The organism is Synechococcus sp. WC10meta, from assembly GCF_047461475.1.
On record NZ_JANSHF010000002.1, the window covers coordinates 154,976 to 175,377 of the forward strand.

23 protein-coding genes are annotated in these 20,402 nt (G+C 61.8%); 11 read left to right on the plus strand and 12 right to left on the minus strand.

What is annotated here, in order from left to right; genetic code table 11:
• Nucleotides 1–33: 33 nt before the first annotated feature.
• The 6 genes from NW804_RS02085 to NW804_RS02110 all read right to left on the minus strand — a co-directional run bounded on the left by NW804_RS02085 (nucleotide 34) and on the right by NW804_RS02110 (nucleotide 4,109).
• On the minus strand, nucleotides 34–825 hold the full coding sequence (locus NW804_RS02085; RefSeq protein WP_414393282.1) for a HEAT repeat domain-containing protein: 792 nt from the start codon (nucleotides 823–825) through the stop codon (nucleotides 34–36).
• Nucleotides 826–889: 64 nt separating this feature from the next.
• On the minus strand, nucleotides 890–1,135 hold the full coding sequence (locus NW804_RS02090; protein ID WP_414393284.1) for a phycobilisome linker polypeptide: 246 nt from the start codon (nucleotides 1,133–1,135) through the stop codon (nucleotides 890–892).
• A gap of 220 nt (nucleotides 1,136–1,355) precedes the next feature.
• Nucleotides 1,356–1,844: a phycocyanin subunit alpha gene (locus NW804_RS02095; RefSeq protein WP_414359365.1), complete on the minus strand. Its 489-nt coding sequence runs from the start codon at nucleotides 1,842–1,844 to the stop codon at nucleotides 1,356–1,358.
• Between the two features lie 120 nt (nucleotides 1,845–1,964).
• Nucleotides 1,965–2,483 (minus strand): phycocyanin subunit beta, encoded by a 519-nt coding sequence (locus NW804_RS02100; protein ID WP_414393286.1) that lies wholly within the window; start codon nucleotides 2,481–2,483, stop codon nucleotides 1,965–1,967.
• A 392-nt stretch (nucleotides 2,484–2,875) separates the two neighbouring features.
• Nucleotides 2,876–3,691, minus strand: a complete 816-nt coding sequence (gene trpA / locus NW804_RS02105) for a tryptophan synthase subunit alpha (protein ID WP_414422735.1) — start codon at nucleotides 3,689–3,691, stop codon at nucleotides 2,876–2,878.
• Between the two features lie 61 nt (nucleotides 3,692–3,752).
• Nucleotides 3,753–4,109 (minus strand): ABC transporter substrate-binding protein, encoded by a 357-nt coding sequence (locus NW804_RS02110; RefSeq protein ID WP_414422736.1) that lies wholly within the window; start codon nucleotides 4,107–4,109, stop codon nucleotides 3,753–3,755.
• Nucleotides 4,110–4,626: 517 nt separating this feature from the next.
• Here NW804_RS02110 and NW804_RS02115 point away from each other — a divergent pair.
• The 7 genes from NW804_RS02115 to NW804_RS02145 all read left to right on the plus strand — a co-directional run bounded on the left by NW804_RS02115 (nucleotide 4,627) and on the right by NW804_RS02145 (nucleotide 11,360).
• Entirely contained in the window at nucleotides 4,627–5,421 is a 795-nt protein-coding gene (locus NW804_RS02115; protein WP_414422737.1) for a class I SAM-dependent methyltransferase, read from the plus strand.
• Between the two features lie 92 nt (nucleotides 5,422–5,513).
• A complete protein-coding gene (locus NW804_RS02120; protein WP_414420305.1) occupies nucleotides 5,514–6,872 on the plus strand; it encodes a histidine phosphatase family protein in 1,359 nt (452 codons plus the stop codon).
• A 10-nt stretch (nucleotides 6,873–6,882) separates the two neighbouring features.
• Nucleotides 6,883–8,217 carry a dihydroorotase gene (locus NW804_RS02125; protein ID WP_414420306.1) on the plus strand — a complete coding sequence of 445 codons (1,335 nt, stop codon included), beginning with the start codon at nucleotides 6,883–6,885 and terminating at the stop codon, nucleotides 8,215–8,217.
• 71 nt (nucleotides 8,218–8,288) lie between these two features.
• Nucleotides 8,289–9,383, plus strand: a complete 1,095-nt coding sequence (locus NW804_RS02130; RefSeq protein ID WP_414405381.1) for an L-threonylcarbamoyladenylate synthase — start codon at nucleotides 8,289–8,291, stop codon at nucleotides 9,381–9,383.
• Entirely contained in the window at nucleotides 9,353–9,883 is a 531-nt protein-coding gene (gene purE / locus NW804_RS02135) for a 5-(carboxyamino)imidazole ribonucleotide mutase (protein ID WP_414405382.1), read from the plus strand. The genes NW804_RS02130 and purE overlap by 31 nt, the downstream gene beginning before the upstream one ends.
• An 18-nt stretch (nucleotides 9,884–9,901) precedes the next feature.
• On the plus strand, nucleotides 9,902–10,714 hold the full coding sequence (locus NW804_RS02140; protein ID WP_414422738.1) for a hypothetical protein: 813 nt from the start codon (nucleotides 9,902–9,904) through the stop codon (nucleotides 10,712–10,714).
• Between the two features lie 97 nt (nucleotides 10,715–10,811).
• Nucleotides 10,812–11,360: a fasciclin domain-containing protein gene (locus NW804_RS02145; protein WP_414422739.1), complete on the plus strand. Its 549-nt coding sequence runs from the start codon at nucleotides 10,812–10,814 to the stop codon at nucleotides 11,358–11,360.
• A 111-nt stretch (nucleotides 11,361–11,471) separates the two neighbouring features.
• Here NW804_RS02145 and NW804_RS02150 read toward each other — a convergent pair whose 3' ends face one another.
• A complete protein-coding gene (locus tag NW804_RS02150; protein ID WP_414393306.1) occupies nucleotides 11,472–11,714 on the minus strand; it encodes a hypothetical protein in 243 nt (80 codons plus the stop codon).
• 203 nt (nucleotides 11,715–11,917) lie between these two features.
• Here NW804_RS02150 and menD point away from each other — a divergent pair, with 203 nt between their 5' ends.
• Nucleotides 11,918–13,726 (plus strand): 2-succinyl-5-enolpyruvyl-6-hydroxy-3-cyclohexene-1-carboxylic-acid synthase, encoded by a 1,809-nt coding sequence (menD, locus tag NW804_RS02155; RefSeq protein ID WP_414422740.1) that lies wholly within the window; start codon nucleotides 11,918–11,920, stop codon nucleotides 13,724–13,726.
• On the opposite strand, the gene miaA is transcribed toward menD, so the two are convergent.
• Nucleotides 13,650–14,612: a tRNA (adenosine(37)-N6)-dimethylallyltransferase MiaA gene (miaA, locus tag NW804_RS02160; protein ID WP_414393310.1), complete on the minus strand. Its 963-nt coding sequence runs from the start codon at nucleotides 14,610–14,612 to the stop codon at nucleotides 13,650–13,652. The genes menD and miaA overlap by 77 nt on opposite strands.
• 233 nt (nucleotides 14,613–14,845) lie before the next feature.
• On the opposite strand from miaA, the gene NW804_RS02165 reads away from it, so the two are divergent.
• Nucleotides 14,846–15,592, plus strand: coding sequence for a hypothetical protein (locus tag NW804_RS02165; protein WP_414422741.1), 747 nt, complete (start codon nucleotides 14,846–14,848; stop codon nucleotides 15,590–15,592).
• 67 nt (nucleotides 15,593–15,659) lie between these two features.
• Here NW804_RS02165 and rpe read toward each other — a convergent pair whose 3' ends face one another.
• Nucleotides 15,660–16,370 (minus strand): ribulose-phosphate 3-epimerase, encoded by a 711-nt coding sequence (gene rpe / locus NW804_RS02170; protein ID WP_414405388.1) that lies wholly within the window; start codon nucleotides 16,368–16,370, stop codon nucleotides 15,660–15,662.
• A 157-nt stretch (nucleotides 16,371–16,527) separates the two neighbouring features.
• The gene (locus tag NW804_RS02175; RefSeq protein ID WP_414420312.1) at nucleotides 16,528–16,698 is read right to left on the minus strand and encodes a hypothetical protein; all 171 of its coding nucleotides are present in this window, start codon (nucleotides 16,696–16,698) and stop codon (nucleotides 16,528–16,530) included.
• 112 nt (nucleotides 16,699–16,810) lie between these two features.
• Between NW804_RS02175 and NW804_RS02180 the strand changes: the two genes are divergently transcribed.
• Together NW804_RS02180 and NW804_RS02185 are read left to right on the plus strand one after the other, a co-directional pair.
• Entirely contained in the window at nucleotides 16,811–17,206 is a 396-nt protein-coding gene (locus NW804_RS02180) for a VOC family protein (protein ID WP_414422742.1), read from the plus strand.
• Complete coding sequence (locus NW804_RS02185; RefSeq protein ID WP_414422743.1) at nucleotides 17,203–18,780, plus strand: NAD(P)H-hydrate dehydratase; 1,578 nt, start codon at nucleotides 17,203–17,205, stop codon at nucleotides 18,778–18,780. The genes NW804_RS02180 and NW804_RS02185 overlap by 4 nt, the downstream gene beginning before the upstream one ends.
• On the opposite strand, the gene NW804_RS02190 is transcribed toward NW804_RS02185, so the two are convergent.
• Both NW804_RS02190 and NW804_RS02195 read right to left on the minus strand, forming a co-directional pair.
• On the minus strand, nucleotides 18,777–19,607 hold the full coding sequence (locus NW804_RS02190) for an undecaprenyl-diphosphate phosphatase (RefSeq protein WP_414422748.1): 831 nt from the start codon (nucleotides 19,605–19,607) through the stop codon (nucleotides 18,777–18,779). The genes NW804_RS02185 and NW804_RS02190 overlap by 4 nt on opposite strands.
• 52 nt (nucleotides 19,608–19,659) lie before the next feature.
• Entirely contained in the window at nucleotides 19,660–20,217 is a 558-nt protein-coding gene (locus NW804_RS02195; protein WP_414393321.1) for a DUF2808 domain-containing protein, read from the minus strand.
• Between the last annotated feature and the right edge of the window lie 185 nt (nucleotides 20,218–20,402).

Consider the following 20,402-nt stretch of genomic DNA (forward strand, 5'->3'; position numbering starts at 1 on the left):
GAAGCTAAGGTAGTAAGGTTAGAGGTTCCAGGTCTAAAACAGCTTGTCCAGCTGGGGGATAATTGCCGCTGCCACCTGATCTGGCGGCACCCACCCCAACTGCAAGGCCACGTCAAACAGCCGCTTTAAAGCATTGAGGCGCAGGTTGAGGGCTACGTTGGCGGTTGCCAGCAGGGATGCCCCCGCCAGCCAGCCCGATTCAGCCAGATCAAAGAGGGCCGCCTGGCGCAAGCTGAAGTTGGGGTGGGCTAGCAGCGCCACCAAAATCTGGGTCAGCTCCTCCGCTTGGGTAAAGCGATAGAGTACCCAAGCTGCTGCCGAGCGCACTCTTTCTGAGGGGTGATCTAAGAAGGGCCGAATGGCTGCTTCCGCTTCTGTGGCGTTGAGGTGGCCCAGCGCCTCAATGAAAGCCTCCCAAGGCTGCTCCTCTTGCGACCTTAACAAAGCTAAAAGAGGCTGCACCGCCCGTTTATCTCCCAACTGGGCTAGAGCGTAGGCCGCCTCTTCTCGCACCAGCAAATCGCTACAGCTAAGCGCCTCAATTAGCCCAGGTACCGCCCGGACATCGCCAATTTGCCCTAGAGCTTTAGCGGCACTACGCCGCAGCGGATAGCCTCCCAACGCCGTGCGATCCCGCTCGTCCTGCAACGCCAACAGCAAAGGCTCCACTGCCCGCGCCTCGCGAGTCGTGCCCAGGTACCAGGCTGCATAGTAGCGATCCTGCGGATCGTCTCCTTGCAGCCAGGCTATTGCCTGCTCCCAGGTAAGCTGCTGGGGCAGCACCGCCGTGTTGGAGGCTATGCGAGCTGTTGCCGAACCGTTCATGAAACTAGGGCAGCTCTCTCAACGACTGCTTGCCCAGAGCCACGCTCCAGCGCAGCCAGATCCTTCACTGGGAAGTAGGAGATCCCGTAAGAGGAGTAACCCGGAGAACCTTGCCACCCATCCGGAGAATGCGCTGCATCTCAGCAGACAGCCGGCTGTAGGGAACTGTAAGCGTAGCAGTGCTGCGGCGTACCTTCGCTGAGGTGGTCAGGGCGTCGGGCGGGTTAAGGAGGCCAGTGTACTCAATCTTGTAAACCCGGCTACCGGCTTCCGTTAGAGCTTCCGGGCTGCTGGTGCTTTGACCAAACATGGCTTTCCCCCGCTGTTAACACTCCCGCTTATCAAAGTCGCATGGGCAAAAAGGAGCTTTTCCAAAGCGCTATCAAACTGCTTTGCAGCAAGTTTAGGAATGCCTTCCCTCTGGCCTGAGCCTGCAGGCAAGCAACCCGGCTTTCTCCAGGCTGCTGCCTGCCAGGCAAACTGCTAGAAGGAATTGCCCTCCTGCCTAAGGAGGCCTAGCTTAGCCTCCCCTAGCTAAGGGCGTTGATGGCGTAATCGAAGTAGATGGCAGCTTCATTGGCCGCTTGGCCCTTCAGCATGCCCAGAGCACGGCTCTTCATGTGTTGCAGAGCCACAATGTACCAGCTGGGGGAAAGGTTAAAAGCGCGGTTCACTTCCCGCAGACCGGCCACCAGGTATTCATCGAGAGGACCAGTGCCACCGGCAACCAGCGAGTAGGTGATAAAGCGCAGGTAGTAGCCGATGTCACGGGCACACTTGGCCTGGAAGACCTCGCCATGCCCCATTTCACCCGGCTGGCTCAAGTAGGGGAAGCGCTTGAACACTTCCTGCACCGCTTCGCGCACCAGCGTCTGCTGGTTCTGGGTCAACACCCGAGCCGCTTCTAGAGAGGCAGCAGCCCGCTGGTAGCGACCGCTCACCGCCTGCAGCTCGCTGGCGTTGAGAAAGCGCCCTTGATTGTCAGCAGCGGCAATTGCTTCGGTGATAACGGTTTTCATTTGCAACTCCTCAATACGTTGACTGTTAGTAAAAGCAACCAACAGGCAGCTCCTTTACTGCCCCGTTAGATTCTCGGCTGGCTATGAAAGAAACTGACCCTCGCCGAAAACCGAGATACCTTACAGAATGGCAGCAGCCGCCTTATCGAAGTAGCTGGCCACTTCGCTTTGGATTGCTGAGCAGTCGCCAGGGGTGATGCCGTTTGGATCCATAATCTTGGCCAGGGCTTCCCTCTTCATAGCCGCAATGGCATTGGCCATGGAGCTGGTGGGCACCCCCAGGGCAATGTAAGTTTCTCGCAGACCGTTCAGGCAGCGATCTTCCAGCACTGAGCTGTCCCCTGCCAAGGTGGCGTAGGTAATGTAGCGCAGGATAATCTCAAGGTCGCGCAGGCAAGCAGCCATGCGACGGTTAGTGTAGGCGTTACCGCCAGGAGCAATGAGATCTGGCTCCTGGGCAAACAGAGAACGGGCTGCGTTGACCACAATTTGGGCAGCGTTGCTGGTCATGCGATTGACGGCATCCAGGCGCTTGTTGCCTTCTGCCACCAAAGCTTCCAAACGGGCAAAGTCTTGTTCGCTTAGAAAAGCCCCACGTGCATCTGCCTGAGTAATCACCCGGGTAAAGGCGTCTTGCATAATGGATCTCCTTTTGTTTTTTTTCCAAAGTCAAGGATGAGCGACTGGCTGATCCTCTCAAAAGCCAGCTACCGAGCCTTGCTGGATGCGGAATCCGTTTCCCAAAAACCGGGGATCCCGTGGAGGTTGCTTGAAACTCCCCCACTGAAGCCCCAGAGTTTGAGATCGGTCGAGAACTCCTGCAACCTTCAGACAGCCGAGCATCCAGGTCAATTTTATAGCGCGGGAGCGATGAGGATTTTGTGAAGATTTACAAACAAGCCGACACCGAAAGGTCTAGTCGGCTGCCGAGTTTCCAGTTCTAGAGTCCAGCGAGCAGGGAATTGGCCGGCAGGGGGCTAAAAGGATGTAAATATTTGTTTCATTCCCTTTGAGGGCTCCGGCTGCAGCCGTCAAAGGTGCAGAGTTCCCACTCCTTGCAGGGCAGCCTTGAGATCGCGGCAGAAGTAGGCAATCTGTTGCAGCCCCTGGGCAGGGGTGGGAGCTCTGGCCAGCCGCTGCACAAAGGCGCTGCCAACAATAGCTGCATCTGCTCCCCAGAGGGCGATCTGGCGGGCTTGCTCAGGGGTAGAGATGCCGAAGCCCACCCCAATCGGCAGGGAGGTGGATTGGCGCAACTGCTGCAGCAAGGCGGGGAGCCGCTGCTCCAGAGTGGATCGCTCGCCGGTAACGCCGGTGGTGCTGACCAGGTAGATGAAGCCGCTGGAGTGTTGGGCGATGCGCCTCATGCGCTCAGGGGGGCTGGTGGGGGCCACCAGTAAGATGAGGTCGATCCCCTCTGCCTGCGTCGCTTCCCGCAGGGGTTCAGCCTCTTCTAGGGGTAGGTCGGGGACGACTAAGCCGGCACAGCCGGCCCGGCGCAGCTGCTGCACAAAGGTGGGAATGCCGAGCTGGTAGATGGGGTTGTAGTAGGTAAAGAGGATGAGAGGGGCCTGCAGCGAGAGGCCCCGCAGACCCTGCAAAATGGCGCCCAAGGTCACGCCCCGCCGGAGAGCACGGCTAGCTGCTGCTTGGATCACTGGCCCATCGGCGAGGGGATCCGAGTAGGGTACCCCCAGCTCGATAAGATCGGCGCCGCTCTGATCCAGAACCTGCAAAGCCTCAAAGGTGGTTTCCAAGTCGGGATCCCCAGCGGTGAGGTAGGGGATGAGGGCTTTTTCACCACGGCTGCGCAGCGCCTGAAAGCAGGCTGTGATCCGAGTGGGCATGGGATCCATTCGATTCTGAGGAGATTGAGAGCATCCCCCACTGTAGCGTCTGCCGGGATCCCTAGGGGAGAGGCACAAAATCGTAGCCGGTACCGGAGCGGTTGCCGGGCTCAACCCGCACCAGCACATGGGGAGCATTGCGGTCGCCGGAGGGCAAGAAGCGCACTTCTCCGGAAGCGCCGTCCGGCAAGCGGAAGTTCGGGTCGCCCAGGGCGGCGAGCACAGCGCTGCGGCTGGGGGATCCCTGGTGGATAGCCGGTGAAAAAGCACGCTTGGCGTCGTAGGCCCATGCCGTGCGCCAACTGACCTGCCCTCCCCAAAGTTCGGCTGCCTTCCGGGCAAAGCCCCAGTTGCGGGGCAGATCGGGATGCCAGGTACCACTCCTTATCTTTGAGCGTGGTGAGGCTGAAGAGCACATCCCCTCCCACCAACGCAAGGGGCTTGCCGAGGGCAGCGTTCTGGCAGGCCACAGGCCAGCGCTTTTTCGGCCACAGAAGCCGTGGGAGCTAGAAAAGCTACTTGGGATGATCCCTGTTCTACAGCTCTCCGCAGGCTGGTTTGGGCGTTGAGGTCGGCTGCTATTGGGTCGAACTCCACCCCTCCAACACCGGGATCGCTGCCCTGAAATTGCCTTAGTGGATTAGCTCTGCTGCAGCCACGGCAGCGGGGCTGCTATCGGCAAAGAGGGTGCGCTCGCCGCTAGTTAAGAGCAGCTCCTGCGCCCTAGCGACACTTGAGGCAGAGAGATCCCTTCTGGCCAAAGGATTAGACTGGCGGCTTGGCGCTTCAGTTGCTCCACAATTAGGTGGGGCTTCCAGCTTTCCATTCGCCTGGAGCTAGCTTAGACGTGGCCCAAACCACCGCAGCGATCCCAAAGCAGCAGCGCCAGGAAAGGCGACGAGGGCCAGCAGGGCAAGACGCTAGTTTGCCTTCCCATGGTAGAGGTTGTCGAAAACCCTTGGCCTCAGGATCCGCTCGAGCAGGCCTTGTGGGACTGGCACCGCGGCCAGGCCAAGGGATCCCTGCGCTTGTACGCCTACAGTCTGGAGGGGATCCCTCTGGCGGAAGAGCCCCAGGTGGTCTCCCCCGAGGTGTTCTTCACCCAAGAGCTGCCGGAGGTGGAGGCCCTGGCTTTGGATCTCTGTCGGGGTCGGGTGTTGGACCTGGGCGCTGGCACAGGCCGCCACAGCCTGCTGCTGCAGGAAGAAGGGTTGGCGGTGGCCGCTTTGGATCGCTCGCCGGTGGCGTTGCAGATCATGGCCGAACGGGGAGTGCGCTGCCGCATTGCTGCCGACCTGTTCCACTGGGCAGGGCCGGAAGAGCCCTTCGACACGCTGCTGTTGCTGATGAACGGCGCTGGCCTATTGGGATCCCTAGCGGGGTTGGAGCGTTTTTTGTGCCGGGCTCGCCATTGGATTCAGCCCACCGGCCAGTTGCTTGTGGACTCCACCGAGCTCAGCGACTTCAGCGAAGAGGGCGACTCGGCGCCTCTGGAGGATCTGCTGCCAGATCCAGAGCCGACCGTTCCTAGGGACTTAGAGGGGGGGAAAGCAAAAACCAAGGTAGTGAACTTTGTGGCTGAATACAACGGCCGGCGCGGGGATCCTTTCCCCTGGCTTTTTGTGGACCCAGAAACCCTGCTGCACTATGCCCACGCCAACGGCTGGCAAGGACAAATTCTCTACCAGGAGGCGGAGGGGGCTTTCCTAGCGCGGCTTACCCCTTTGTGAGCGGCTCATCTCTAGGGAGGCCAGCCAAACCCCACAGCAGGGCTCTAGGCGATACTCTAGTAAGGTGTTCTCGAGTTCAACCGGTGCAAACGATGGCTCAGCCTGCCCTGCGCATCCTGCTTGTGCGCCACGGTGAGAGCACCTTCAACGTCGAAAACCGCATCCAAGGCCGCTCCGATCTCTCTCGCCTCACCCCCAGTGGAGAAGCGCAGGCGCAACGGGTAGCTGAGGTCCTGACCGGGATCCCTTTGGACTATGTCTACTCTAGCCCTCTCTCCCGCGCCCTCGACACTGCCCACATTCTTCTCAAGGAGCGAGCGGGAGTCCCTTTGTTGATTAGCGAGCAGCTGCGGGAGATCGACCTAACGGAGTGGGAAGGCCTGACCTTTGCCGAGGTGAAGGAAAAGTACCCAGAAGAGTACTCCCGATGGCGGTACCATCCCGACGAGCTGGAGCTAGGGGGACGCTTTCCAGTGCGGGATCTCTGGCAGCAAGCCCAGCGCTTTTGGCAACAGTTGGCTGAGCAGGTGCAGGCGGATCCCCGCTCAGAGCGGGGGGGGGATCCTAAGCATCCCCTCAACGTTCTTATCGTCGGCCACAGCGGCCTCAACCGTGCCCTGGTCAGCACGGCCATTGGCTTGGGGCCAGTCCACTACCACCGCCTGGGGCAAAACAACTGTGCCATTAGCGTCCTCAACTTTCCCCAGGGTCTGGGGGGGCCACCCCAACTGGAATCCTGGAACATCACCGCCCACCTGGGCCAATCCCTGCCCCAGCGCAAGCAGGGGATGCGCATTCTGCTCGTGCGCCATGGCGAGACGCAGTGGAACCGGGAGCAACGCTTCCAGGGGCAGCGGGATATCCCCCTCAACGCCACCGGTGAGGAGCAGGCAGCCAAGGTAGCCGAATTTCTAGCGGATCAGCCGCTGAATCTAGCCTTTTCCAGCCCCCTCAAGCGGCCCTGGGCTACTGCTGATGCCATTTGTCGCTACCACCCCAACCTCATCCTGCGTCCAATGGTGGAGCTGCAAGAAATCTGCCACGGCGACTGGGAGGGCAAGCTGCAGAGCGAGGTGGAGGCCCAATACCCCGGCGAGCTGGAGCGCTGGCAGCGGGATCCTGCGGCTGTGCAGATGCCCAACGGGGAAAATCTCTACCAAGTTTGGGCCCGCACCCGCTCAGCCTGGGAAGAAATTTTGGCCACTACTGCTGCTCAGTTTCCTGAAGGTACGGCAGTGGTGGTAGCCCATGATGCCATCAACAAAGCCATCATCTGCCAGTTGTTCGACCTTTCTCCCCATGCCTTTTGGATCTTCAAGCAAGGCAATGGCGGCATTACCGTCATCGACTACCCGGAAGGAAAGGAGGGTGCCCCAGTCTTAAGAGTGCTCAACCTCACCACCCACCTGTCCGGCCAGATTTTCGACTGCACCACGGCGGGCGCTCTCTAGGGGGTAAAAGATGGGATCCCCTCTCCTTGCCGACCTGGGTTTGCCAGACATTTGCCTCCAAGGGGTACGCCTGTTGGATCCCTGCCGCCAGCGCGATGGCGTGGCTGACGTTTGGCTACGTCGGGGCCGCCTCCTGCTTGTCGAGGCAACGGCAATCCCCGCCAAGATCCCCCGTCTGGACGCCGCCGGCTGGGTGCTGGGCCCAGGCCTGATCGACCTGTACACCTCTAGTGGCGAGCTGGAAGACAATGGCCTCTCCGCTGGCCGCGAGACTCTCACTTCCTTGGCAGCAGCGGCGCGGGCAGGCGGCTTTACCCAAGTTGGCCTGCTGCCCACTCCTCTTGCGGGGACGGCAGCCTTTCCCGTGCTGGATCAGCCAGAGCAGCTAGGTCGCTATCGTCGCCGGCCTGGGGATCCTCGCTGGCTGCCCTGGGCTGCCTTGAGCTTGGGTGGGCGGGAAGAAGCTCCCAGCCCCTGGGGAGAGCTGGCCCGCGCTGGAGCCATTGGCTTTGTGACCCGGCTTGGGGGAGCAGAGTCGCTGCGCTCCCTGGCCCTGGTGCGACAAGCTCTGGAGTACTTGCGGCCCTGGAACAAGCCCCTGCTGGTTTGGGCCTGGGATCCCACCCTGGCTGGCTCGGGCAGTCTCTACGAGGGGGTGTGGGCCCTGCGGCTGGGGCTAAAGGGCATCCCAGCCAGTGCCGAGACCGCCGCCCTAGCCCGCCTCCTGGAAGTGCTGCGCAGCGTTCCCTCGCCGCCGCCAGTGCATGTGATGCGCCTCAGCCAGGCCCGCAGCCTGGAGCTTATCCAGCAGGCGCAGGCAGAGGGGCTGCCGGTTACCGCCAGTACCACCTGGATGCACCTCCTCCTGTCTGAGGAAGCTGTCTTCGAGAGTGGCTACAATCCCAACTTGCGCCTACTGCCTCCTCTTCCCCACGCCGCCGACCGGAAGGCCCTCATCGCTGGGATCCGCAGCGGTAGCCTGGGCATTGCCGTCGATCATGCCCCCTACACCTACGAGGAGAAGACCCTGCCCTTTGCCGACGCACCCCCTGGGGCCATGGGTCTGGAGCTGGCCCTGCCGCTGCTGTGGCAGAACCTGGTGGAGACGGGAGCGCTGACGGCGCTACAGCTCTGGTCGGCCCTTAGCCTCTACCCAGCCCGCTGCCTGGGGTTGGAGCCGCCCAGCCTGGAGCCCGGCAGCGATTGGGTGCTCTTTGATCCAACCCATACCTGGACAGTTTCGGCAGCCACGCTCCGCTCCCACTCGCAGGCCACTCCCTGGCTGGGCAAGACCCTACGCGGCAGGGTGCTGCACACCCACGTGGAGGAAGAGAGCAAGCGCTGAGCTGCAGAAGGAGACATTGCCCTCCCCCTGGCTTGACAATGGAGGTAGGAAGGGGATCTCCCGCTCGCCCAATGCCAACGCAGATTCTTCCCCCCACCCCCGAGCACCTTGCCCTAGCCGCTGAAGCCCTGCGGCAAGGTCAACTGGTAGCCATGCCTACGGAGACGGTGTACGGCCTGGCGGGCCACGGCTTCAACGAACAGGCGGTGGCCACCATCTTTGCTGTCAAGGAGCGCCCCCGTTTCGATCCCCTGATCTTGCACCTGCCAGCTGGGGTCTGCCTTGAGGCGCTGGACGGGGAGCTGGTGGATCTGTCGGCTTTTACTGCCGCCGCCCGCGCTCGGCTGGGATCCCTTGTCGACACCTTCTGGCCGGGCCCGCTGACGCTGGTGCTGCCCAAGGGACCCCGGGTGCTGGATCTCGTCACCAGTGGCTTGCCTACAGTGGCGCTGCGGATGCCTGCCCACCCCGTGGCCCAGGCTTTGCTGCAAGCAGTTCAGGTGCCTTTAGCTGCCCCCAGCGCCAACCGCTTTGGCCGCCTCAGCCCCACCTCCGCCCAGGCGGTCTATGCCGAGTTGGCGGGGCGGATCCCCTACATTTTGGACGGAGGAGAGTGCAGCGTGGGCTTGGAATCGACTGTGCTTAAGCTCAGCCCTGACGGCACGCCCACGCTGTTGCGCCCTGGCGGGATCCCGCGGGAAGTGCTGGAAGCTCATCTCGGCCTGCCCCTCCAGACTGCACCGGACAGCAACCTAAGGCCCGAGGCACCGGGAGGGCTTAGCAGCCACTACGCCCCCACCAAGCCCCTCTGGTTGTTGCCTGTTGCCTTTGACCAGCTCCGCCCTGAGGAGTGGCAGCGGTTGCGGCAGGAGACAGCTGAACATGCCCACCTGGGCGTCCTCAGTTTCTCAGCCGATGCCCAGGCGCTGGCGGAAAGCTTTGCCCACCACTGGCCGGGAGTTGCGCTGACCTTTGAATGCCTGGGGCCGGATCCCACTGCGGCAGCGCGGGCTCTCTTTGCCAGCCTGCGCCGCTTGGACGAAGGGGCAGCCACCCTGCTGCTGGCTGAGCCCCCCCCGGTTTTGACAGGGCTGGGCTATGCGATTATGGATCGGCTACGACGGGCCAGCAAGCCATGGAAGACTCCCCTCTTGTCGCCATCGTGATGGGCAGCGATTCGGATCTGCCCACCTTGGCCCCCGCCGCTCAGGTGTGCGAGGAGTTTGGGATCCCCTATCTCCTCCAGATCCTCAGCGCTCACCGCACCCCCGAAGCGATGGTGGAGTTTGCCCGCAGTGCCCACACCCGCGGCATCCGCGTCATCATTGCCGGCGCTGGCGGGGCGGCCCATCTGCCGGGGATGGTAGCCTCCCTTACCCCTCTGCCAGTCATCGGGGTGCCGGTGTTCAGCCAGTCCCTGCAGGGGCTGGACTCCCTGTATTCGATAGTGCAGATGCCCAAGGGGATCCCCGTGGCTACCGTAGCCATTGGCAACGGCTATAACGCCGGTCTCTTGGCGGTGCAGATCCTAGCCAGCGGGGATCCTGAACTGCTGCAGCGGGTGCTTGCCTACCGGGAAAACCTCAAGCAGGCTGTGCAGGAGAAAAATGCCCAGTTGCAAGCTCAGGGGTGGAAAGCCTATCTCCGCTCTGCCGACAGAGCATAATTAAAGCGTTGACCTGTCTTGGCAGAGAAAAAGTTGGGAGAGTTGCCGGCGGTGAAGAAGGGATCCAGTCGCCCCTCTTCTGGCCAGGGATCCTGGCAGGAGTATCTTCAGCGGGTTCAGAAAGGGGCAGAGGAAAGGGGAGCCCAGGCGGCGGGGTGGCTGCTGGGGGGATCGCAGGGGCGGGTTTTGGCGGTGTCAGGCTTGGCGTTGGCGGGGCTAGCCTTTTGGCACTGGCGCCTGGCCCTTTCCCTAGCAGTGGGCACTGGGGTGATGCTAGGGGTGTACGCGGCTTGCAGCCCTGAGTTTAGCCGCCGCTGGCAGGAGTGGCAGGCTTGGTTTCGCCAAGCTGACCGCTCCCTTTTGCTAGCCGTTACTGGTGGGGCAGCCGCCACCCTCGGCACCTACCTTGCAGTCTCAATCTGGGCAGAAGCCAACCAGCGCTGGCTGGCCACGGGCGCCATTGTGCAGGGGCTAGCCACCTTTGCCCTGCTGTCACTGCTGTTTTGGGAGTGGCTCAGCCGCCGGCAAGAGCGGCAGCGTTCTCAATGGGAGCGGGATCTTAGCGACATTGCTTCCCCCGATCCCTACAGGCGGCTGCTGGGGGTACGCCGGCTGCAGAGCCGCCTGCCCCATCTGGATCCCGAACAAACTCGGCTGGCAGTGGATTATCTGCGCCTGGCCCTTGACCAAGAAACCGTGGCCGTTGTGCGGGAGGCCCTCTTGGAAGCCCTGCAGGGATGGGGGATCCTGCGCCGCCTCAACGATTTGACCAGTCCCAACCCAGCCGAAAGCAGCGGCGATCCCTCGGCAAGCCGCAGGGGCAACGCCTAAACAGCTAGCAGCTCCACCACGGGAAGTAAGGAACTCGAGCCAGAGGCTGTCCGTCGTAAAGAGGTGTAAACCTACTCTTTACGGAGGGTTACATTCCATGGTTCGTAAGCTCTTCACGCTCTCTTTAGCCGTTGCCTCGGCCACGGTGTTGGCTGCAGCTCCCGGAGTCCAGGCTAGCAGCCCCAGCCCTAGCCCAGCGCCTGCAAGCGCGAAGACTGCGGCTCCTGCCCAAAAAGCCAAAACCATTGTGGATGTTGCTGCTGAGGCTGGTTCCTTTTCCACCTTGCTCAAAGCCCTGGAGGCTGCTGACCTGGTGAAGACGCTCTCTGGGAAGGGCCCCTTCACCGTTTTTGCCCCTACTGATGAAGCCTTTGCGGCCCTGCCGAAAGGCACGCTAGACGACTTGCTCAAGCCAGAAAACAAGGAGAAATTGAAGCGAGTGCTCAGCTACCATGTCGTGTCTGGCGAGCTTCTCTCTCAAAATCTAAAGGCCGGTAAGGTGACTACCCTTGCTGAAGTGCCGGTGGAGATCTCCGTCAAGGATGGGATCCGGGTCAACGACGCCAAGGTGGCAACCCCCGATCTCAAAGCCTCCAACGGCATTATCCACGTCATTGACAAAGTCCTCCTGCCACCGGAGAAATAGTCTTCTCGGCCTTGCAATCCTAAAATCTAAGTCTGTAGAAAGCCTTCCTAGCACCCCCAGCTTCAAGGCTGGGGGTTTCGGGCGCGATCCCTGGCTTGGCTCTTGGGATTCCTACAAGTCAATACCAACGCTGGAGTTGTAGATTGCCTCCACCGACACACCGGCCACCCGCTGGGGACGCACGATCATGTACTCATTGTCCATTTGCTTGGGCAAGGTGATGAACTCGTCCCCACCCACCATCAGTTGGTTGATCAGCTCTGTGTATTCTCTGGCTTCCTTGACCCGTACCTGTAGGGTCTGACCCCCTTCCAGCATGATGTGAACGAGGTAGCCATCGGGTTTTCTGGGCATGGGCGCTCCTGCTTGGCTGCAGCAAAGGTCGATAAACATTATTCCCCCCTTCGAGAAACTTGACCAACCTCCGGCTCCTCCTGTCGGCAGGAGGCCATAACAAGCGGTGGATAGGAGAGGGGGCTTCCCCGGGGTGGTCGATGGGCCTAGAGTAACAGGATGTGCCCATCTTGGGTTCTCTCCCGCTACCTCTTGTGGCTGGAATGGCTGACACGCCTTGTCCTCAACGGCTGGACTGGCGCAACCTCAACACCCTCTGGGGATCCGTTTTGGCCGAGACCTTGAGCCGGCTGGGCTGTCGGGTGGCCGTGGTGTGTCCGGGATCCCGCTCTGCCCCCCTCACCTATGCTCTGGCGCAGCACCCTGAGATCGAGGCCATTCCGGTGCTGGATGAGCGGTCGGCGGCCTTCTTTGCCCTTGGCTTGGCCCAGCAGCTACGGCAGCCCATCCCGCTAGTGTGTACCTCTGGCAGTGCCGGCGCCCATTTTTTTCCCGCTCTCATCGAGGCAGCAGAAAGTGGTTGGCCGCTTTTGGTTTTGACGGCGGATCGGCCGCCGGAGCTGCGCCACTGCCGTGCCGGGCAGACCATCGACCAGGTGAAGCTCTACGGCCACTACCCCAACTGGCAGGCGGAGCTAGCCCTGCCCAGTGCCGACCTAGAAGCTCTGGCCTACCTGCGCCAGACCGTCATTCACGCCTGGGAGCGTGCCCTCTACCCTTTCCCGGGTCCAGTGCATCTCAACGTGCCCTTGCGGGAGCCCTTGGCTCCCATTGCTGACGGCAGCACCGCGCCCCTGGCCCGTTGGCAGAAAAATCCGGAGTTCGAGAAGACCTTTTTTCGGGGGGTTGCTCCGGCCGGGTCTTCCTGCCAGGCGCTGCGGGGCAGTCTTCAGATGGAGAGGGCTTCCTTTTGGCAGGAGTGGTGCAGCTGTGAGCGGGGAGCGATCTTGGCAGGGCCGGCCCAAGCGGCGGATCCCCGCGCCTACGCTGAGGCGGTGGCCCGTCTGGCCCTAGCCCTGGGCTGGCCGGTGTTGGCAGAAGGCCTTTCCCCCCTGCGCAACTACGCTTCCCTTAACCCCTACCTCATCACCACCTACGATTTTCTCCTCCAGGGAGAGCAGCCCCATCTTTGGCCGGAGCAGGTCATCCAACTGGGACCCTTGCCCACCAGCAAGGCCCTGCGGCAAGCCCTGGCCCAAGCCCGACCCCGCACCTGGCTGCTCGACCCTCGGCCCCAGAACGCCGATCCTCTCCACAACTCCACGACCCACTTGCCCTTTGCCTTGGAGGAGGTGGCGGCAGGGATCCCAGTAGGCAAAGCCAAAACAACCGCTTTTCTGCAAACCTGGCTGCAGGCGGAAGCAAAAGCTCGGGTTGAGCTGGATCGGCTGCTGGCAGCTCTGCCGGAGTGGTTTGAGGGCAAGATTGCCTGGTGGCTGGCCCATCACCTGCCGCCGGAGACGCCGCTGTTTATTGCCAACAGCACACCGGTGCGGGATGTGGAGTGGTTTTGGCCACCCAACGACCGCCGCATCCGGCCTTACTTTAACCGCGGCACCAACGGCATCGACGGCATCCTCTCGACCGCCTTTGGGGTGGCCCATCGCCAGCGCCCGACGGTGGTGCTGACCGGGGATCTGGCCTTTTTGCACGACTGCGGTGGCCTGCGTCTTGCCCAATGCCTTCAGGGATCCCTGACGATTCTTCTCATCAACAACCAGGGGGGCGGTATCTTTGAGCTCTTGCCCATTGCCAAGGCGGCTCGCCAGGAGCCCAACCCTCCCTTTGAGACCTACTTTGCCACCCCCCAGGCCGTGGATTTTGCCCTCCTCTGCCAGGCCCATGGCATCCCCCACCGGCGGATAGAGACCTGGGAGGAGCTGGCCCAAGCCTTGGATCCCTTGCCGACCCAGGGGGTGCGGGTGTTGGAGATCCTTACGGATCGGCGGGCGGACGCGCAGCGACGGCAGGACTGGTTTCAGCGCTGGTCTGAGCGGCCATCCACGCCGTAACCCGGCTCCAGATTTGCTCCGGCAGATCCTCGGCCTCGCAGTCCAGCCATTGGATCCCTGGCATGGCCCGAAACCAGGTCATCTGCCGCTTGGCAAACTGGCGGGTGCGCCGCACAATCAAAGGCTGCAGCTCTGCTTCTGGGATCCGCCCTTCTAGGTAGGCGCCAATCTCCGCGTAGCCCAAGGTTTGTAAGAGGGGCAGGTCTGGCCCGTAGCGCTCCCGCAGCGTTTTCACCTCCTCAATCCAGCCTGCTGCCAGCATTTCTGCCGTGCGCCGAGCAATGCGTTGTTCCAGACGGGGCATTGGGCAGCGCAGCCCCAAGATGAGGATGGGGTAGCTGGGAGGATGGGCCTGCCTCAGGCGGGAAGCTGGCTTGCCGGTGGTGTAGATGATCTCCAAAGCCCGCAGGGTGCGCACCGTGTCATGGGGATGGATGTGCTCGGCGGCAACGGGATCCAACTGCTGCAGCCAGGCGTAGCGGATCTCGGGCGGCCACGTCTCTAGTTGAGCGCGCAACTCGGGCTGCGGCGGAACTGCCGGGATCCCCAACCCTGCAGTAATGGATTGGATGTAGAGCCCCGTCCCCCCTACCAGAATGGGAGTCTGTCCCTGCCGATGGGCCTCGGCAATGCGCGACTGGGCCGCCTGCTGAAACTCGGCCACGGTGTAGGTGTGGCGGGGATCCACAAAGTCCATCAACTCGTGCGGCCAGAGGGCCCGCTCAGCGGGGGTAGGCTTGGCAGTGCCGATGTCGAACTCCCGGTAGACCTGGCGAGAGTCGGCATTCAGCAGAGGGGATCCCAGCCGCTGGGCCAGCAGCAGCGCCTGACGTGACTTGCCAGTGGCGGTGGGGCCGGCAATAACAATTAGGCCTGGAGTTACCATGCCGGAAGTGTTACTTGTTGTACTGGGTGGCAGACATTCAGAACCTGCAAAAATTTATGCAAGTCAACAAAATTTCTAAAAGGCTTTAGCTCTGTGGCTAGAATAGACTTCCTAACAGCTTTGGGCTCTTTGAAATTGCGGTGATCTCATCTTACGTTCCAGCTTTTGTTGGGTTGGACACTCAGCTTAGGCTGTCTCTCCAGCTCCCGAGGCTAGCCCCATGGCTGCTTGCCTTGGTCAAGCCTGGTCTCGGCTACCTGGGCCGGGCAGTTGGGGCAGGGGTCCTAGCGGCGTTGCTGGCGTGGAAACCTTGTCCAGCCCTGGCGGAAGTTTTGGTGCTCAAGCAAGGAGAAGTGCGCACTCTGCCCTTGTTGCAAACGCGGGCCCGACCCTCCTTGCAGATGGAGATGCTTTATCTAGGCATGGTGGAGGAGCGCTTCTTAGGCTACGCCCACGCCAACAACTGGGAGACTATTTCCAGCGACCGAGAGGATCCCCGCTGGAGCCGCTGGCAACTGCGACCGGGCGGTGAGGCCCTCTATCCGCCGGATGCCCCTCCGTCGCGGGATCCCTCAGAGCCCCCCCTCTATGCCCGCGGGTTTTATGTAGAGGCCTACTTCATGGGCGGGCGGCTAGTGGGGATGCACCTCATTTACAATCCGGAAGAGCCAGGCTTCAATTTCAGGCAACTGCAAAGGCTTGTTCGCGCCTGGTTTCCCGATAACCGCCTAATGTTGCACTACCAGGTGCTGCCAGAGGATCCCGACCAGCATGTCCTAAGAGCCTACTGGGGCACCATCCCTCCCCCTTACCTTGCCGACATTCAGCGCAACAGCCGCCTGCCCTTCTGCCAGGTTTTTTTCAGCCCTACCTCGCCTCAGCCGCTCGTTCCCCCCTCTGCGCCTCCTCACTGCCTAGGTCAAGCTGAAGCAGGTGCCTCCCCTGCCGCTGCCCAGAAGAAGACGGCCGCTCTGCGCTAAAGCTTTGCGCGGGCTAGGGCTTAAGCTGGGGCTGCTTGCGGCGTTGCCGGCCTACGGGAAGAAAGCCCTAAACCGTCACCAGCTCGGGGCGGCGGCTGTGGCGAATGGCGCGAATGGCTTCCCCGTAGTCCTTGGCCTTGAATACGGCTGAGCCCGCCACCAGGGCATTGGCCCCCGCCTCGATGACCTGCCAGGCGTTGCTGGCCTTGATGCCGCCATCCACCTCGATCCAGGGATCCAAGCCCCGCTCGTCGCACAGGGCCCGCAACTGGCGAATCTTGGGCACCACCGCCGGGATGAAGCTCTGGCCGCCAAAGCCAGGGTTGACACTCATGATCAACACCAGGTCCACCAGATCCAGCACGTACTGAATCAGCTCCAGAGGGCTGGCCGGGTTAAGCACCACACCTGCCTGTTTGCCCAGATCCTTGATTTGGCTGAGGGTGCGGTGCAGGTGGATGGTGGAGCTGGACTCGGCGTGAACGGAGATGATGTCGGCCCCCGCCTTGGCAAAGTCGGCCACATATTTCTCCGGCTCCACAATCATCAGGTGGACATCCAGAGGCTTGGCCGTAACCGGCCGCAGCGCTTCCACCACCAGCGGGCCGATGGTGATGTTGGGCACAAAGCGGCCATCCATCACATCTACGTGGATCCAGTCGGCCCCCGCCTCGTCCACTGCCCGCACTTCTTCCCCCAAGCGGCTAAAATCGGCTGAAAGAATAGAAGGGGCGACGACAATCGGCTTTTGCCCAGAAGCTGCTGAGGGCTGAGTCATGGTGAGTACCCAAGGTGTAAACCGCAAAACAGGGGAGCCTGCTCCTCTATGGTACGGAGTTTGATCCCCTTTGCAAAGCACCACCCGGCTTCTAGGGGATCCCGACAAAGCCGGCCCTGGCCAGTTGCACCCTCCGGAAAACTTGGGCCAGAGGCTCTCAGCGATCCGGCGGCTGCGCGTTGCTCTGAGGCTCTGGAGAGGCTTGCTCTGAGGGAGCTGGCTTCACCTTTTCTTCTAGCCGCAGGGCAAGCTGCTGCAACTGCATATAGATGCTGTTGGCGGCCAGCATGGCCAGGACAGTGCCGAAAAACTTGGTGCGGGATCCCATAGACCAACCCCTGGGCAAGGCCAAACACTCGTTGCCCTAGCTCCAACTTAGCGCACAGGCGGAACAGACCCTCAGAGAAGAACTTCAGAAGAACTTCATTAGACCTAACGTCATGACTGCCTATCGGCACCTACATACTGCCCTTTGGGTTAGCGATCTGGCCAGGGCTGAGCATTTCTACAGGACGGTGCTCGGGCTCCCCAAAGCAGAGCGGTTTCCCTTTGACTTTCCCGGCGCTTGGTACCAGGTGGGCTCCTCTCAGATTCACTTGATTGTTACTGAGGAGCCGCTTGGGCAAGGGCAGCCAGCCAGTGGGGGCAGCAAGGCGAAGTGGGGGCGCCTTCCCCATGTGGCGCTGGGCGTGGAAGACCTGGAAGCGGTAAAGGCCCGCCTGCTGCAGGCAGGCTACGAGGTGCAGCCAAGCGCTTCCGGGCGAGCGGCGCTGTTTGTTCGGGATCCCGACGGGAACGTGATCGAGCTAAGCTCCCTAAGTCCTCCTCAGCCATGACTGCGATGACAGTGCCCTGTTCGCCCCAGCGGCGCGGCGCCCTGCCCCTCTTTGACCCCTCCACTGCCCTAGTCAGCTCGGCCCAAATGCGGCGCCTCGAGGAGCAGATCTTCGCTGCCGGCATGCCTGTGGCCGCTCTCATGGAAAAGGTGGGCCTGGCCGTTTTTGCCCAGTTGCGGCAGGATTTCCCCCATGCGCAGCGCATCGGCATCCTCTGCGGGACAGGGCACAACGGCGGCGACGGCTTGGTGGTTGGACGAGAGCTGCGGCTGGCCCAAAAGGGGGTGAAGGTTTGGCTGGGCAAGCCGGATGATCTCAAGCCCCTGACTGCCGACCACGCTCGCTATCTCAGGGCGCTGGGGGCGGAGTTTGTGGATCGGCTGGAGGAGTTGGCCGACTGCGATCTACTGATTGACGCCCTGTTTGGCATTGGCCTAAACCGACCCCTGGGGGATCCCTGGGCAGAGGCAGTGGAGTGGGCCAACGGCAGCGGCATTCCCATCCTCAGCCTGGATCTGCCCTCTGGCCTCAACGACCAGACAGGCAAGATCTGGGGCTGCTGTATCCGCGCCAGCCATACCTATGCCCTGGGCTTCTGGAAGCGGGGCCTGTGGCAGGAGGCAGCTCTGCCTTGGGTAGGACAGCTGCGTCGCATTGATTTTGGGATCCCCCCTTGGGCCTGCCCGGCGGAGGCGGTTCCCCAGCTATTGCTGCAACCCTGGCCCCATTTCCCCCCCGACCCGCCCTTGGACACCCACAAGTACCGCCAGGGATCCCTGCTGCTGGTAGCAGGCTCGACGGCCTATGCCGGGGCGGCAGTGTTGGCCGGCCTGGGATCCCGTGCCAGCGGCGTGGGCATGGTAACCCTAGTGGTGCCGGCGGAGTTAAAGGGGATCATCCACAGCGCTTTGCCGGAGGTGTTGGTGCACCACTGGGAAGGGATCCCTTCTTTGCCGCTAGTAGCTGAGAAGCCCTTCCAGGCGGTGGCGGTGGGGCCGGGCCTCGGGGAAACCCGCCAGCTGCTTTTGGAGATCTTGCTGCGGGATTGGGCCGGGATCCCCTGGGTGATCGACGCCGATGGCCTCAATGCCTTAGCGGAGATGGGGGTGGAGCGCCTGCCAGAAAACGGGATCCAAGCTATCCTCACCCCGCACCTGGGGGAATTTCGCCGGCTTTTTCCTGGGATCTCGCTTGAGGATCGCCTCGAGGCAGCCCAAAAGGCAGCAGCCCAGAGTGGGGCGGTGGTGGTCTTGAAGGGGGCACGGACGATAATCGCCTCTCCCACAGGGGAATGCTGGGTAAACCCGGAGAGCACACCAGCTTTGGCTCGCGGCGGCAGCGGCGATGTTTTAACTGGCTTAATTGGTGGACTAGTGGCGCGCAGAAGGGCCCAACTGGGTCAGGCGATGGGGATCTCAGAGCTACTGAGTTGCGCCTGTGCCGGGGTGTGGTGGCATGCCCAGGCAGCTATCCAGCTGGTGGGGGAGCGGGGTCCGACGGGGGTGGATCCGGCCCACCTAGCGGAGCACCTGCCCAAAGCGCTGCAGATTCTGCGGGGACAGAAGTCGGTCTAAGGTTGCAAGAACCCCAGCGCCAGCCCCAAGAAAATGAACAGGCCAAAACCCATCCGATAGACAATAAACAGCCAGGTGCTGCTGCGCTGCAAAAATCGAATGAGCCAATCGATGGACCAGTAGGAGAAGACAAAGGCCGAGAGCGCCCCCAGCCCCTGCGCTAGCAGCGCCTCTGTTCTGAACTCGGAGACAAACTCTTCCACCCCGGCCAAAACGAGGGCGGGGATTCCCAGCAAGAAGGAGTAGCGGGCGGCAGCCGAGCGCTGCAAATCGAGCAACAGAGCCGCCGTCAGCGTCACGCCGGATCGGGATACCCCTGGGATCAAAGCCAAGGCCTGGGCCAGCCCCACCCAGATCCCGTCCCAAATGCCTAGGCTGTCTAGGCCTCGCCGGCGTTTCCCCACCCGTTCCGCCCAGCCCAAAGCCAGGGCCAAGCCAATAGCGGCAGCAGCAATCACCCACAACTGGCGGGGCGGAGATCCCCAAATGGCCTTGACGGCCCATCCGGCCACCCCAATCGGCAACGTTCCCACCAGGATCCCCGTGAGCAGCCGCCAAGACTCCTGCTGGAAGTCTCGCTCCTGCCAAGCCTTCCAGGAGCCGAGGAGCAACTGGCGCAGGTCAGAGGCAAAGTAGATCAACACTGCTCCCAGACTGCCCAGCTGGATCACCGCCGCAAACGAAGCTCCCGCATCTGGCCAGCCCAGCAAAGCTGGAAACACCCGCAGGTGGGCTGTGCTGCTGATGGGCAGGAACTCGGTGATCCCTTGCACCATGCCTAAGAGCAGGGCCTGCCACCAATTGGGATACCAGAGGTCGGCCAGCACCAAAGACCGTCTCTCTCGATAGACCAGGCTGCCGTCTGGAGGAGAGTTCCCCTTAGAACGTGAGCCGCTCGGGATCGTCGATGGTAATCAGCCAGTTGCCCACCTTGCGGAAGAGGGGGTTGGGCTCTGTCCCCCGCACCCGCGCCTCTACCCGGTAGATGCCAGCAGCGGAAGGATTGCGCACATTGGAGAGCACCAAGCGGATCTCCTGGCCGGCGGCAATGGGTTGACGGGCTACCACCTCCAAAGAGCGAAACTCCTCGTTCCAGTACACTTCCGCCAGCTCCACCGGCTTGCCCTCCGCCTCTAGGCGCACATTCTTCGGGTCGATGACGGCATCGAAATTGCTATCCGCCTTGATCTGCACCTCTGCCACTGCCACATTTTGGGGTGGGATCTTCAGGCGATAGCGATCCAGCCGGCCGCGAATGCCGCGAAAATCCAGCCGATAGCTGAGGACAGGCACCCCCTCGCTGCCAGTGATGACAAAGCCCGACTGCGCCCTTGCCGAAGGGAGCAACAGCAGGGATCCCACTAGGCCTGCCAAAGCCAACCTTGCCCCCAGCCAAGGCAAGCAAAGACTCTGGGAATACTTCACCGCTCTCAACACCCAAGCTTCCCGAAAGACTTCGACTCAAGCAACCCCTGCTGCCGACCTAGCAAGCAGCAAGGCCATGAAGATGGAATCAAGTTGCTGTCTATTGTAAGGGGGTGAGATCCGCTCTGAAAGACTTATACAACGCTGGACAAAAGCGGACTTTTGCTCCAGGTTGACGCTTTCTTCCTGCTTCCACG

Coding starts and splice junctions, on each gene's coding strand:
- NW804_RS02085 (WP_414393282.1), bottom strand. CDS start 825: ATGAACGGTTCGGCAACAGCTCGCATAGCCTCCAACACGGCGGTGCTG.
- NW804_RS02090 (WP_414393284.1), bottom strand. CDS start 1,135: ATGTTTGGTCAAAGCACCAGCAGCCCGGAAGCTCTAACGGAAGCCGGT.
- NW804_RS02095 (WP_414359365.1), bottom strand. CDS start 1,844: ATGAAAACCGTTATCACCGAAGCAATTGCCGCTGCTGACAATCAAGGG.
- NW804_RS02100 (WP_414393286.1), bottom strand. CDS start 2,483: ATGCAAGACGCCTTTACCCGGGTGATTACTCAGGCAGATGCACGTGGG.
- trpA (WP_414422735.1), bottom strand. CDS start 3,691: ATGCCCACTCGGATCACAGCCTGCTTTCAGGCGCTGCGCAGCCGTGGT.
- NW804_RS02110 (WP_414422736.1), bottom strand. CDS start 4,109: ATGTGCTCTTCAGCCTCACCACGCTCAAAGATAAGGAGTGGTACCTGG.
- NW804_RS02115 (WP_414422737.1), top strand. CDS start 4,627: ATGGTAGAGGTTGTCGAAAACCCTTGGCCTCAGGATCCGCTCGAGCAG.
- NW804_RS02120 (WP_414420305.1), top strand. CDS start 5,514: ATGGCTCAGCCTGCCCTGCGCATCCTGCTTGTGCGCCACGGTGAGAGC.
- NW804_RS02125 (WP_414420306.1), top strand. CDS start 6,883: ATGGGATCCCCTCTCCTTGCCGACCTGGGTTTGCCAGACATTTGCCTC.
- NW804_RS02130 (WP_414405381.1), top strand. CDS start 8,289: ATGCCAACGCAGATTCTTCCCCCCACCCCCGAGCACCTTGCCCTAGCC.
- purE (WP_414405382.1), top strand. CDS start 9,353: ATGGAAGACTCCCCTCTTGTCGCCATCGTGATGGGCAGCGATTCGGAT.
- NW804_RS02145 (WP_414422739.1), top strand. CDS start 10,812: ATGGTTCGTAAGCTCTTCACGCTCTCTTTAGCCGTTGCCTCGGCCACG.
- NW804_RS02150 (WP_414393306.1), bottom strand. CDS start 11,714: ATGCCCAGAAAACCCGATGGCTACCTCGTTCACATCATGCTGGAAGGG.
- menD (WP_414422740.1), top strand. CDS start 11,918: ATGGCTGACACGCCTTGTCCTCAACGGCTGGACTGGCGCAACCTCAAC.
- miaA (WP_414393310.1), bottom strand. CDS start 14,612: ATGGTAACTCCAGGCCTAATTGTTATTGCCGGCCCCACCGCCACTGGC.
- rpe (WP_414405388.1), bottom strand. CDS start 16,370: ATGACTCAGCCCTCAGCAGCTTCTGGGCAAAAGCCGATTGTCGTCGCC.
- NW804_RS02175 (WP_414420312.1), bottom strand. CDS start 16,698: ATGGGATCCCGCACCAAGTTTTTCGGCACTGTCCTGGCCATGCTGGCC.
- NW804_RS02180 (WP_414422742.1), top strand. CDS start 16,811: ATGACTGCCTATCGGCACCTACATACTGCCCTTTGGGTTAGCGATCTG.
- NW804_RS02185 (WP_414422743.1), top strand. CDS start 17,203: ATGACTGCGATGACAGTGCCCTGTTCGCCCCAGCGGCGCGGCGCCCTG.